This is a genomic window from Paenibacillus lemnae, from assembly GCF_012933385.1.
GTDB classification, from domain to species: Bacteria; Bacillota; Bacilli; order Paenibacillales; family Paenibacillaceae; genus Paenibacillus_AQ; species Paenibacillus_AQ lemnae.
In genome coordinates this window covers 359,385-372,480 of record NZ_JABBPN010000003.1, presented here as the reverse complement: position 1 = coordinate 372,480, position 13,096 = coordinate 359,385, and the positions used below count along the sequence as shown (strand labels likewise).

Annotated in this window: 14 protein-coding genes; 8 read left to right on the top strand and 6 right to left on the bottom strand. The window is 49.3% G+C overall.

Translation table 11 applies throughout. From position 1 onward, the window contains the following. Positions 1-39 precede the first annotated feature (39 nt). Complete coding sequence (locus HII30_RS05285; RefSeq protein ID WP_169503950.1) at positions 40-2,118, bottom strand: class I SAM-dependent methyltransferase; 2,079 nt, start codon at positions 2,116-2,118, stop codon at positions 40-42. A gap of 160 nt (positions 2,119-2,278) precedes the next feature. Here HII30_RS05285 and HII30_RS05280 point away from each other — a divergent pair, with 160 nt between their 5' ends. From HII30_RS05280 to HII30_RS05270, 3 genes are all read left to right on the top strand, one after another. Beyond that, complete coding sequence (locus tag HII30_RS05280; protein WP_169503949.1) at positions 2,279-2,998, top strand: 3-ketoacyl-ACP reductase; 720 nt, start codon at positions 2,279-2,281, stop codon at positions 2,996-2,998. Between the two features lie 163 nt (positions 2,999-3,161). Further along, positions 3,162-4,085: an AEC family transporter gene (locus tag HII30_RS05275; RefSeq protein ID WP_169503948.1), complete on the top strand. Its 924-nt coding sequence runs from the start codon at positions 3,162-3,164 to the stop codon at positions 4,083-4,085. Positions 4,086-4,127: 42 nt separating this feature from the next. Beyond that, complete coding sequence (locus HII30_RS05270) at positions 4,128-5,309, top strand: MalY/PatB family protein (RefSeq protein ID WP_169503947.1); 1,182 nt, start codon at positions 4,128-4,130, stop codon at positions 5,307-5,309. A gap of 127 nt (positions 5,310-5,436) precedes the next feature. Here HII30_RS05270 and HII30_RS05265 read toward each other — a convergent pair whose 3' ends face one another. Continuing rightward, positions 5,437-5,964, bottom strand: coding sequence for a hypothetical protein (locus HII30_RS05265; RefSeq protein WP_169503946.1), 528 nt, complete (start codon positions 5,962-5,964; stop codon positions 5,437-5,439). An 80-nt stretch (positions 5,965-6,044) separates the two neighbouring features. Continuing rightward, entirely contained in the window at positions 6,045-6,830 is a 786-nt protein-coding gene (locus HII30_RS05260; RefSeq protein ID WP_169503945.1) for an MBL fold metallo-hydrolase, read from the bottom strand. Positions 6,831-6,929: 99 nt separating this feature from the next. Between HII30_RS05260 and HII30_RS05255 the strand changes: the two genes are divergently transcribed. From HII30_RS05255 to HII30_RS05240, 4 genes are all read left to right on the top strand, one after another. Then, on the top strand, positions 6,930-7,604 hold the full coding sequence (locus HII30_RS05255) for a M15 family metallopeptidase (protein ID WP_281363435.1): 675 nt from the start codon (positions 6,930-6,932) through the stop codon (positions 7,602-7,604). 66 nt (positions 7,605-7,670) lie between these two features. Next, entirely contained in the window at positions 7,671-8,564 is an 894-nt protein-coding gene (locus HII30_RS05250) for an S-layer homology domain-containing protein (RefSeq protein WP_169503944.1), read from the top strand. Between the two features lie 171 nt (positions 8,565-8,735). Beyond that, positions 8,736-9,398 carry a futalosine hydrolase gene (locus HII30_RS05245; protein ID WP_169503943.1) on the top strand — a complete coding sequence of 221 codons (663 nt, stop codon included), beginning with the start codon at positions 8,736-8,738 and terminating at the stop codon, positions 9,396-9,398. Then, positions 9,395-10,246, top strand: coding sequence for a 1,4-dihydroxy-6-naphtoate synthase (locus HII30_RS05240; protein WP_169503942.1), 852 nt, complete (start codon positions 9,395-9,397; stop codon positions 10,244-10,246). Before HII30_RS05245 ends, HII30_RS05240 begins: the two co-directional genes overlap by 4 nt. 32 nt (positions 10,247-10,278) lie before the next feature. On the opposite strand, the gene HII30_RS05235 is transcribed toward HII30_RS05240, so the two are convergent. The 3 genes from HII30_RS05235 to HII30_RS05225 all read right to left on the bottom strand — a co-directional run bounded on the left by HII30_RS05235 (position 10,279) and on the right by HII30_RS05225 (position 12,337). Beyond that, the gene (locus tag HII30_RS05235; protein ID WP_169503941.1) at positions 10,279-10,806 is read right to left on the bottom strand and encodes a mismatch-specific DNA-glycosylase; all 528 of its coding nucleotides are present in this window, start codon (positions 10,804-10,806) and stop codon (positions 10,279-10,281) included. Between the two features lie 20 nt (positions 10,807-10,826). Then, positions 10,827-11,327, bottom strand: coding sequence for an LURP-one-related family protein (locus HII30_RS05230; RefSeq protein WP_169503940.1), 501 nt, complete (start codon positions 11,325-11,327; stop codon positions 10,827-10,829). 92 nt (positions 11,328-11,419) lie between these two features. Beyond that, complete coding sequence (locus HII30_RS05225) at positions 11,420-12,337, bottom strand: DUF6612 family protein (protein ID WP_169503939.1); 918 nt, start codon at positions 12,335-12,337, stop codon at positions 11,420-11,422. A gap of 146 nt (positions 12,338-12,483) precedes the next feature. Between HII30_RS05225 and HII30_RS05220 the strand changes: the two genes are divergently transcribed. Further along, positions 12,484-13,041: an SLOG family protein gene (locus tag HII30_RS05220; protein ID WP_169503938.1), complete on the top strand. Its 558-nt coding sequence runs from the start codon at positions 12,484-12,486 to the stop codon at positions 13,039-13,041. Positions 13,042-13,096: the final 55 nt, after the last annotated feature.

Here is a 13,096-nt window from a genome sequence, read left to right as displayed (position 1 = left end):
CCCGTTCACGGACTGAACATCCGTAAACGGGGTTTATTTTTATGAGATAAATGGCTTCTCAATGACGATCAAGCAGGTACTGTCCGGCAGGTCTGCTGGATACCCGTGCTCATCCGTGACTTCAACCCTCCCGGCCAGCGCTTCACTATACCCCTCCTGCAGATAATGGCGGCTCACCAGAATGTTGGCTTCACTCCCCAGACATTGTCCAATGACCTTGTGAAATTGTGATGGGGTAAAATAACCAAACTGTTCCTGCACTTCATGCACATACGCTTCTTCTCCCCAGGTGTAGGTGTACAGGAATTCCATCGCATCATTAACCGGCATGGCCGCTTTCTGGTCCCCGATCTGTTCATATCGGATCTTTCTCCCTTTAAAATCCTCCGCATACCGGATCAACCAATCCATTCCGCCGTCTTCCAAAAACGTGATATGTCTTATCTGCTCCTTGGGTTCTGTCATAATGCCGTCACGAATAACGATTCTTCCGCCCGGGGCCAGTACCTCATAGGCACTAACGAGACCGGCTTCAATCGTTGCCGGATTAAACCGAGATCCTTCATATTCAATGTAGGAGTACAATTCATGCAGTATCGAAGAAAAAATGATGGTATCCACACTTCCCTGCTCCACATAGGATTTTAGGTTCAGCGCGTCTCCCTGCATCACGTTCCAGCGGCGTCCCTCCAGCCGTTTTCGCTTCTCCAGGGCTTCAATTACATTCAATGAGATATCAATTCCGACAACCTCGACTTCTGGCAGTCGTTCTTCCAGCAAATCCAGCAAAATCCCGCCGCCAGGTCCAATATCTATCACGGTGTTCCCTGTAACGTACTGCAGGAGGACTGCCTTATAGTCACCCGAGCCGTTCATGTCGTTCAAATAATTCTCTTCATTATGAAAGCGGTCATAAGCATCCCGCCGCAGGCCAAACAGATCAAACAACATAAGAACGGCCTTCTCGTAAAGCGGCGACTTTTCAGCTTCAATACAGAACTGTATAAGCTTCTCTGCGGCCGGTGAAAAGGCAAACGTAAAAAAGACGGTATCATGCAATCCTTCTTTTTGATCCAGAGAAAAGTGTAAGTGCGGATTCGGGGCTGCTGTTCCCTCTACACACTCATTCAGTGATACTTCACGGAGATAGGCTTCAATCATCCGTTTTTTATAAACATTCAGTTTCTTGACTCCTTTAAAGTCGTAATACATATCATTCATGAGCCGCTCAAAGCTCAAATGCCGAACCGAATCCCTGCTGCTAATACTAAGCAAAAGCACCTTGATGAACTCCTCTGCTGAAAAATCCTGCAGTGCAGCTTCCACGAACCACAACGTTTTGTCAGACAAGGGTGCTAATACGCTCTCTATAGGAATAACCTGCCGCATCTCTGAAAGCTGGCGGCTGAAGTCCTCGCCCCGGCGTATGCTTCCTTCCCTCAATCGGGTCAGGCGCTGCACAATGCCCTCTTCCTCATATTTCTGATCCCATGCTACTGCATGAATAACGTCAGCCGCTTCCTCCTTCACGGATTCCCATAAGGACTGTGAAATCCCGCCGATAATACATTGGTTCAGCGGAAGGAGCACAGAAATCAGCTCATCGCTTGTCATCAGACCTTCACGGACCAGTGCTGTCAGCGGCTCATTTTCTGCAAAGACCACCTCACCCCGGATATACTGGCCAATAAGCCCGTGCGTCCGGATCAGGGTGTGTATAATATTTTCACGTATGCTCATCGGCTCGCCGGCATGCCCGGTATGGATTCGATACAGCTCAGCAGAGCCCTCATTATGAACAAAAAGATTGATCCCGGAAGCCTGCCAGGACATCCGCTCCCGTATGGTACCGCCTTTGGCGGTTTCGGACCAGATCAGTGTTTCCTCCAGCAGCTCCCGGACCCAGAATGAGACCGGTAAAGTATTTAGAATGACCAGTGTTTTCTCAACATAATCCAGTACGGGATTCGCCTTTGCCAGCTCACCCAACGAAGCAATCCGTTCCAAATTTACGATTCGCTCTTCCGCCGAGACCAAAAGTCTCAGCCAGTGATACGCTGAAGCCGCGTTTTGTTCATTCTGCCGAAAATGTTGTATCGCTTCCAAGGATTGCAGCATGAATCCACTCACTCCCCTTCGTTTTCATCTACACGATGCTTGGTTAATCTGCATGCATTATACCAGAAACCGGCAGGAGGCGGCATGGAGATTGGTCAGATGAACGCCCGCTGGGTATATTAATAAAGAGAGCTACCATACTGTACTAGGAGTGGATAAGATGAGTCTGAAAAACAAAAAAGCGATTATTACCGGGGCAGGCAAAGGAATCGGAAAGGCGATAGCCATCGCACTTGCCAAGGAAGGCGTGCATCTGGGCCTCATCGCCCGTACAGCGGAGGACCTGCAGTCGCTCGGAAAATTCTTGTCAGAAGAATATGACGTCAAAGCCATCGGAGCTACAGCAGATATCTCGGTAGAAAGCGAAGTCGAGGCTGCTTATGCCGTCATCAGCCAGGAATTGGGCGCGGTAGACATCCTGATTAATAACGCAGGCATTGCCCAATTCGGAAATCTGCTGGACATGGAATCTGCAGAATGGAAAAAGATTGTGGATATTAATCTTATGGGTACATACCATATGCTGCGTACGGTGCTTCCGGGCATGGTCGAGCGCGGACAGGGTGATGTCATTAACATCTCCTCTACTGCAGGTGAACGCGGTTTTGCTACCGGTTCTGCCTATAATGCCTCCAAATTCGCAGTCATGGGACTGACAGAAGCCGTTTTGCAGGAAGTGCGCAAGCATAACATCCGTGTAACCGCATTGACGCCGAGCACGGTTAACACCGATCTCGCGGTCAATAACGGGCTGAAAATTGGAGATGAAGAGCATATGATGCAGCCGGAAGATGTAGCTGAGCTGGCTGTGGCAGCATTAAAACTGCCTTCCCGAGTTTTCGTGAAATCCGCCGGTCTCTGGACTACCAATCCGCAGTAAGCTGCGATCGCAGCCGTCCTCATTATATTTACGAGGGCGGCTGCTTTTTCATTATGCAAGCGCGGCATTCTCCATCTCTGTGTGAATTCCAGCACAGGCATGGTATAATGGCATGACTGTTTGACAATCGTTATATTTTGGGAAAGAAGATGAATGTACTGACATGATTACCGGCATCCTACTTGAAGTGATCCTGCCCATCTTTATCCTGATTGGCTTCGGGGTGCTGATGCAGCGGGCTTTTCAGCTTGATCTTTATACACTGGCTAAAATTAACTTCTACTACATCACACCGGCCGCCGTCTTTATGAGTATGTATGAATCTGAAATGTCACCTGAACTGCTCGGCACTGTCGTTCTGTTTTATACTATTTATGTTTTGATCCTGTATCTTATCGGACGATTCACGTCCAAACGCCTGAAGTTTACCCGCGGCATGCAGGCCGCATTTACCAACAGCCTGATCCTGGATAACTCCGGGAACTATGGACTGCCTGTCAACGATCTGGCTTTCCGGGGAGACCCTATGGCGGGATCCGTCCAAGCACTGATTATGTCTCTCCAGAGCCTGCTGACCTTTACTTATGGCGTGATCTCCATTCAAGGCGCCAAGACGGAGGGACTGTACCGGCAGGCACTGATTGGTTTTCTGAAAATGCCGGTTCCCTATGCGCTCATTCTGGGTCTGGTGCTTCATGCCCTATATGTGCCACTTCCTGAATTTGTGTTAAGGCCGCTGATCTATGCGGATCAGTCTTTGGTTGCCATTGCTCTGCTGACCTTGGGGGCACAAATCATGAAGTACCCGCTCCGGCTGCACCGTAAAGAGGTTTATCTCAGTGTCTTATTGAGGCTTCTTGCCGCTCCCGCAATCGGGATTGGAGTCGTGCTTGTGCTCGGTATGAAAGGCATTCCAGCTCAGGCGCTCATTATTGCCTCCGGCATGCCGGTCGGTGTCAACACTTCCATACTGGCCGAAGAATACCAGAATGAACCGGATTTTGCCGCTCAAACGGTGCTGCTCTCCACAATTTTGAATGTGTTTACGATTACCGGATTAATCACATTGGCCAAACTTGTCGCATAGACCTGCCCGGCTTGTAAATATTATGGCAAGGAGGAAATGTCATTGAATTTTGAACTGAGTATTGATCGCAAAAGAACCTCGTCCCTGAAATGGGATCATGTACCTGCTATTTTTGGTGTAGAAGATGCACTGCCTATGTGGGTGGCCGACATGGACTTTGCCGCGCCGCCAGCTGTCATTGAGGCGATGCACAAACGTTTAGAGCATGGAGTATTTGGCTACACTCTGTTAAGCCCAGGTTATCGGGAGGCTGTTGCATCCTGGATGCAGCATCGTCATCAGTGGGACATCCAGCAGGAATGGATTCAGTTCTGTCCAGGTGTTGTGCCCGCACTAAGCCTTATTGTAGAAGCCTTCACCGAGCCTGGTGATGGGGTCGTGATCCAGACTCCTGTGTACCCTCCTTTCTATCGCGTAATAAAAGACCATGGACGAGAACTGGTCGAGAATGTACTGAAGCTGGACGACGAGGGGAACTACACCATCGATTTTGAAGACCTTGAGGCCAGCCTTTCTTCAGAGCGAACCAAAATGATCATTCTGTGCAGTCCTCACAATCCGGTCGGCCGGGTGTGGACCCGGGAAGAGCTGGGACGGCTTGCGGACATGTGTCAGCGGCATGATGTCCTCGTGGTCTCAGACGAGATTCATGCGGATCTCGTGTTTGAACCTAATACCCATATTCCTTTCGCTTCTTTGTCGGACGATGCCAAACAGCGGTCGCTCATCTGCACCGCGCCAAGCAAAACGTTCAACATTGCAGGTCTGAATACGGCGAATCTCATCATTCCGAATGACTCCATGCGCCGTACGTTTGCAAAAACGCTTGAAAAGTACGCGCTCGGCTCCATTACACCGATCGGAGCAGCAGCTACGGAAGCGGCTTATCGAGAAGGCGCAGATTGGCTGGACGGCCTGCTGACCTTCATCCGCGGAAACATGGAATATGTACGCGATTATGCGGCTGAACATCTTCCCGAAATCAAGGTACACCTTCCTGAAGCAACCTACCTGTTGTGGCTTGATTTCCGGGGTCTCGGGATGGATGATAAAGAGTTGACACAGTTCCTTGTAAAGGAAGCCAAGCTCGGCATGAACAACGGCGCTTCCTTCGGAACCACGGGCAACGGCTTTATGCGTATGAACGTGGCATGCACATCAGCTACCCTGCAGGATGCTATGTCCCGGTTGAACCAGGCCATCTCCGCGCGCCGCAGCGTTTAAACGCTGATCTAGAGAACCGGCAATAGACCCAAATAAAGAAGTGGCGATATCAGACGATATGCCACTTCTTTATTTTGACCATTTATTGAGCTGTCTTCAAGAAATGCGTTCTGTTCTATTGAGACACTCAGGTTAAGTTCGATTCAGCGTTATCTGCCATCATGCTTGCGGAACCTGTCTCTGCCATTTCTATGGACAGAGATCCGCCTAAGCCTCTCTCCATCTGATGTCCTGCATCCAGCATCGCTCCGTTTAACCTATGAATCTGTGTGCTGATTTCATCCATACCCCGAAACAGCTGTCTGAGTGTGTACGCATCCGGATCATCCGTTTTCTGACCCTCCTGATCCAGCTGCTCGAAGGTTTCCTTCCGTTCTCCAAGGATCTGCCGGTAGCTTTCTGCCGTCTGGGAGCGGAAGTCAGATACCTGTCCCAAAAAACGATGGAGTTCCATCCGGCACTGCACAAGCTCTTGGCGTGTTTCCTCCACTTTACCGGCAGAACCATTGTGCTGAAGACTTAATAGTTCTCCATGAAGCTGGCTGATGTCCTGTGTAAGTTTATCCATTACCGCTACATCCTGTGATTGCTGCAAGCCAGCCAGACTAACAGACAGCTGCCCGATTTTATCACATAATGATGTGTTGCTGTTCACTGGCGTCTCCCCTTTTCCTATTTTTAGGTTATAGGTTGTGAAGATAGCATGTAATTTATACAATTACGAGGTAAGACGCATTAAAACTGGACACTGAATCCGTTAAAGGTATGTATCCCCGTACCGAATGAGACAAGATTATGCCTAAGCAGGTAGGCTGCAGCAGATCTTGCTTCATCTAGAATTCCAGGTTCCAATCCCAATGTATTATGAGATCCATACACCATGGTTACGCCCGGAATATCCGCGATTTCCTGCAGAGAGCGAACCAGATCCTCCGGACTCGTGGAGGGATAAAACGCATAAATCGGCGTCTCATCATACAGCAGATCTCCTGTAAAGAGAAAACCTCGGAGATGATCAAACACGCTGACATGGCCTGGAGAATGTCCCGGTGTATGGTAGATCGTAAGCTTGCGCGTACCGAGATCAATGACATCTCCATGATGCAGTAAACCGGCCGGGGCTCCCCGGAAAGGCTCGAAGCTGGACGGGTCAAAGCTATCCGGCACAGGCTTGGTGATATCTCTGCTCATATCTTTTCGGATCTGTTCAATCGTCAGTCCCTGTATACCATGAACCAGCCAATCCCGGTCTCCTTCATGGACAAAGATACGTTCAAACTGGCCATGACTGCCGATGTGATCGACATGGACATGGGTTGTAATGACATCGATTGGAAGGTTCGTCAGTTGATCGGTCACTCTTTTTATATTGTCAATACCAAGCCCTGTATCAATCAACACCGCTTTATGATCACCCAGCAGCAAGAAAGAATGCACCTTCTCCCAATGCCCGTATTCACTGATTGCAAATGTATCAGGGGTAATGGCTGTGACCGTAAACCAGGGATCTGTAATGTTCATGATATCTGCCTCCTTGTACATCTCACAGTCCAAAACTAGCCCTAAGGCGGGTGGATGCCGTTTGAGATGAAAGCTATAATATGAATAACTCTATCATATATGACTACATTTCAGAAGGTAGGTAGACGGTTAAGAATTATGGCAAAAGTGAAACGGAAAAAGTCTACTTCATGGATTGTTATCACAGCAATATTGGCGATCTTTTATATACAATTACAAGATAATGTACAGGATATCCTGCCCGACCTTAATCTCAATAATCAGCAGGAGGCCCTTCCCGTCACAGATCTGCATCCTGCCGTACTTGCCCAAAAGAACCGCCTTGTTGCCCAAACCCGGGAACTGGGCATTAAAATTATGATCACCGATGGTTTCCGCACTCACGAGGAACAGGACCGGCTGTACCAGCAGGGAAGAACCGCCGTGGGACAGATCGTAACCCATGCTAGAGGCGGTGAGTCAATGCATAACTATGGACTCGCTATCGACTTTGCTTTGCGAACCGATGACGGCCGCGTCATCTGGGATTTGGAGCATGACGGTAATCGCAATGGCAAATCGGACTGGATGGAAGTGGTTGCCATCGCTAAGGACCTCGGTTTTCAATGGGGCGGCGACTGGGACCACTTTCCGGATTATCCCCATCTTCAAATGGATTTCGGTTTGACACTTCGTGATTTGAAACGCGGTGAACGTCCGCCGGCAGACGCTCATGAAACGATGGAAGCGATGAAATACAGACATACGCGATTCTCCAGCGACAACATTTTTTAATATTACTCCGGTACTGCAACCCTGGATGCCTGTTAAGCGTCAGTGTAAGCAGGAGGTGGAACAAATATGAAACTCAAAAAATCTATCATTAGTTTAGCTGCAGCATCATTACTCCTTACAGGAACTTCGGCATTTGCTTTCTCCGATCTGCCCGATGGAGAACAGGGGGACCGGGTGACTTCCCTGCAGCAGCAAGGGATCATCTCGGGGGTTTCCAAGGATAAATTCGCACCCCATGTTAATTTGACAGCAGGACAGGCGGTTCATCTGGTCGTGAAAGCACTGGATTTGAAAACAACCGGTAAAGCGCCGGAGTGGACCGATCAGATTCCGGAATCGGCATGGTATGCCTCGTCCCTTCGCATTGCTGCTGAAAACGGTCTCCCGGTGAACTCTTCCTGGAAACAGGGCAGCAAGATGACCCGCGAGGAATTCGCAGATCTTCTATATCATGGAGTTGAAGCTACCGGTGATTACCCTACGATCAAGATGTACATTGAAGCCAAAGATCAGGCGAAGATTGACCGTGAATACAGCGGAGCCATTCAGTTCCTGCTGCTGACCCGGATTGCCGAGCTGGACAGCAAAGGGTATTTCAGACCCGATGAACCGATAACTCGTCTGGAAGCCGCCGTGATGGTGTCCAAGGCAGCGGATTTTATCGCAAGTCATCAGCCAGTGAATGAGCTTGAACAGGAACAGGGCGAAGCCAAGATTGAACTGTCTGTCGAGAAAGTGAATGATGAGCTGAACAAAGTGATCGTGACCCGCAGTGAACTGCCCGCACCAGGTTATGGGGTGCGCATCGACAGCATTGAATTCACAGCAGATATGAAGGCGGTCATTTTTTATTCTCTGACCCTGCCGGATCCGGCAGCCATTTATCCTGCGGACATGAAAGAAGCTTGGGCTGTGACCTACGTTTCCAGTGATTACACACCCGAGCTGCACGAGAAGTAAATTTTTTACCCTTGTCTTTCCATTATGTAACACAACACGACATAAAGCCGCAGACCCCGAGGTCCGCGGCTTTATGTCGTGTCAGCAGGGAGCTGACTTTACAATCCACCAAGAACGATATAACGTTAATAGCATAAGGCAGATTGCCGGATGAATAAGGAGTGACCTATCATGAACATGAACAACCCGGCTCAAAAAATTCTGATTGTTACCGCTGTAGCAGCAGAACGCGATGCGGTACTTCGAGGTCTGGGAAACACCGATACATTTGAAGTTATATTCGCAGGCGTAGGCCCTGCTGCAGCCGCTTCAGGGACAGCCAGAACTCTGGCCGGCGGATCCTATAAGCTCGTGATCAGTGCCGGAATTGGCGGCGGTTTTGCGGGAGTGGCAGAAATCGAATCCCTTGTTATCGCAAATCGCATCATCGCAGCTGATCTCGGTTCTGAGACGCGTGATGGATTTCTCAGCGTGGACGAGCTCGGTTTCGGCTCATCAGTCATCTCATCACCGGCTGAACAGGTACGGCAGCTTACAGCAGCACTGCAGGCAGCCGGCCTTCCTGCAGTCACCGGGCCCATCCTGACGGTTTCCACGACGACAGGAACGCGGGAGTCGGCTGAAGTACTCCTCTCCCGCGTTCCCGGAGCGGCAGCTGAAGGTATGGAGGGCTTCGGTGCGGCACAGGCTGCAGCAGACGCCGGACTGCCCGCACTTGAAATCCGGGCGATTTCCAACAGAGTTGGTCCACGAGACCGGGATGCTTGGAAAATCCCTCAAGCCCTGCAGAAATTGGAAGCCGCCTGTTCCATACTAACGGAGGTATTTACATGAAAATTGCTTTCTCGCCATGTCCTAATGACACCTTTGTTTTTCACGCCTGGGCACACGGTTTGATTCCAGGGGCTCCAGAACTGGATATTTCCTATGCCGATATTGATATCACGAACCACTGGGCTGCCGGGAATGATCCGAAGCACCATGATGTTCTCAAAATTTCTTTCGCTGCGCTGCCCTGGGTGCTGGATGATTATGCACTTGTCCCCTGCGGCGGTGCGCTGGGCCGGGGCTGCGGGCCATTAGTGCTGACCCGCAGCAGGGATGAAATCAAGACCACTGTAGACCCCTCCGTCCTGTCAAGACGAAGGATTGCAGTTCCCAGCGATCGTTCCACAGCCTATATGCTGTTTCGCCTTTGGGCTGCACAGCAGGTGCCTGGCGGTGTCGGTGACATTGTGGTCATGCCGTTTCACGAAGTCATGCCCGCAGTCCGGGATGGACAGATTGATGCAGGACTGGTCATACACGAAGCACGGTTCACCTATCCTTCATACGGGTTAGAGCTGGTGACCGATCTGGGCAGCTGGTGGGAGGAAGATACCGGTCTTCCGATTCCTTTAGGTGCGATTATTGCGCGCCGCAACCTGGATGTAACGCAGATCGCCAAATGGATCACGGCTTCTGTTGAATATGCCTGGTCCCATCCTTCGGCATCCCGGAATTATGTGATGCAGCATGCGCAGGAAATGGATGAAGCTGTCGCTGATGCTCACATCGATCTCTATGTTAACAAATTTACGGCTAACCTGGGCAAGGACGGCTATGCCGCCATTGCCTCACTGCTGAACAGGGCGGCCGAAGAAGGCTTGGTGCCCCGCATTTCCCCGGAGCTGTTAAAGTAAGTGATGTCAGGAGTGATTAGAAGACCCTCTCCTCATCCGGTTCTGGGGTCCTTGTCCTCCCGGATTGAACAGCTCAATTGACGATAGATGCTGACGATATCATCCATCTTCATTCTCACCAATCCACTGGAGGAGGGGGCCACAAACTCCCGCACTTCCTGCAGCACCGGTTCTGGCTGAAATCCCCAGCCAGCTCTGGGCCGCCTGCTGAATTCCGTATATACGCCTTTGCCTACAAAACAAGCGATATGCGGCTGATATTTCTCCAGTTTATCCTTAAGGACGACCCGGCCCTCATCATATTCGGCTCTCGTGATATCCTCTGCTCCCCGAGTCGGTCTGGCTACAATATTCGTAAAGCCATATCCAAGCTTCAACAGCTCGCCGTCCTCAGATGCATCATATAACCTGGGGGTCAGGCCGGACTGATGAAGAATACGCCAAAAGTTATTGCGCGGATTCGCATAATGATGTCCGACTTCGCCGGAACGCAGGCTGGGGTTGAATCCGATAAACAATGCAGAAAGACCATAATCCAAATGATCACTGACCTCATTCATGAGAAAACATCTCCCCTTCCTTAAGTCGAAGAAGCAGCCGAGTTATTTTTCCGCTTCTGGATGGCATGAACCCCCATAACCACTGCTGCAAGCTCCCAATCTCCCAATGCCGGACTGTGATTCTCCAAATGATAAGCACCGGATTGAAACCAGCCGCTGACACGCCGGAAGCTGGCCATCTTCGTGCCTCCTTCGTCCAGAATTTCATATTCTTTGGAAAAAACAGGCGAAACAATCTCATAAGTCCCTCGTTCACCTGCATCATATTCGTACTTTTTAGAGAAAAAGCTGATTCTCATCCTCAGCACACCCAACACAGCTTCATCTGCATTCATGACTTCCCATTTATTGCTGAAGAAACGGAATTTACCGCTGCATACCTTTTGCCCATCCTGATTATACACATCGAGCGACGAGCCCCATGCGCTTTTTAGATCAACACTTCCGATATGCTCACCAGCCTCGTTCCGCACTTCGGTTTCACCTGCATTAAAAAAGTTATCCTTTATGTACAACCCCATACCACTCTCTCCTTCCAACTGGGCTTATCAGAATAAAAGCCGTAGCTGAAGCATTTCTGCTTCAGCTACGGCTCCTAGTTCCCTCATGACAATTACTGAGCTGCTCCATCCATGCTTTGCGCATTGTCCACAACATCCTGTGGAATTTCGATCTTGTCGATTTCATTATGCTTGGTGAAATCACTGGTCATCTTCATGTCCAGCTGCACGGTTTGTTCTCCTTCAGTCATCTCCATGACCATATCTACATTGGACATGGTTGGCAGGTATGTTTCTTTGTTAACACCATAAACGATTTTCATGCTCTTAATGTCCATTTGCTCCAGCATCGCAGCAGTCTGCTCATCCGTTCCGCCAGTTTGACTCATATAAGTCTTAGCCAGCTCTTTCAGACTGTCGCCGGAAACATCTGCAGTCAGAACAAAGTTGTCACCGTCTTCCGTAACTTCGGTTTCCTCAGCAATGGACTTAAACTGCTCCAGCTGCTGTTCAGGTCCTTGGGAGGTCATTGCCATGCTGTCCATGATCTGCTTCGCTTCAGCTTCAGGCAGCTTGTACCATTGACCTTCAACTTCGGAATAGACACCGTCCTGCGTAATGTACTGTTTGATGTCCTGGCTGCCTTGACCGGCCATATCCATAGTCATCTCCTGATACATTTCCATTGGATCTACTGTCGTATCAGCAGTCATTTGAATGCTGATATTCTGTGCCTCTTCACCCATTGTGATATCTTGTTTGATATCGGATTTCATAGTGAAACTCTTCATTTCCTGGCTGGCTTCCGCACTTTTCTGAATCAGCTCGTCCACTGTAGGGACAGCTGCTGTTTCATCTTCTGCCGGTGTTTCCACTGCAGGGGTTTCTGTTTCAGTACCGCCGTTTTCAGCTGGCTGTTCTGTTGCTGGCGGCGTTGTGCTGCCCGCATCCTCGGGTTCGTTATCACTGCTGCAAGCTGTCATTCCCATTACTAATATTACGCTTAAAAGTCCTGTCGTCCATTTTTTCAAAATTGGTTCCTCCTGCCTACTCTGTGTAATTTTATTCCTGTCTTATTACCCAAATGAGCAACATCTGTAACATTTGCCTGCAAACTGTCTTGAATGCTTTATGTTATAGTAAAACCAGATATGTATAATCTCAAGGAGTGCAAAATATGAAAAATCTCCTCGTTACCGGATACCGGGCACACGAGTTAGGTGTTTACAATAACAAGCATAAAGGCATTCCCTATATCCGCAAAGCCATCGAGTCACGCTTGATTCCCCTGGTGGAAGAAGGACTGGAGTGGGTCTTATCACCGGGGCAGTATGGAGTAGACTTATGGGCTTGTGAAGCGGCAATTTCTTTAAAGTCCCAATATCCTCATCTCAAATGCTCCATTATTACAGCATACGCTCATCCGGAAGAACAGTGGAATGATGAGAAGAAAGAATATTTCCAGCAGCTTGTAAAACAGGTGGATTTCTATTCATCGGTCAGTAAAGAGGCTTATCAGGGAAGCTGGCAGTTTAAAGCGCGGGATGAGCTTTTGTTGCGCAAAAGTGACGGAATTCTTCTAGTATATGATGAGGATAATGGTGAGGCAAGTCCCAAATTTATCAAAGAAAGGGCATTGGACAAATATATGGAAGAAGGATACAGGTACATCAACATTGGCTCAGATGAAATCCAGGCCGCTGCAGATGAAGAGTCTCAGTGGCAGGATATGTAGTGCAGCGTCCGGGTTCATATGACCACTTCATATGAGAAGAGAGGAAAATCAGCCT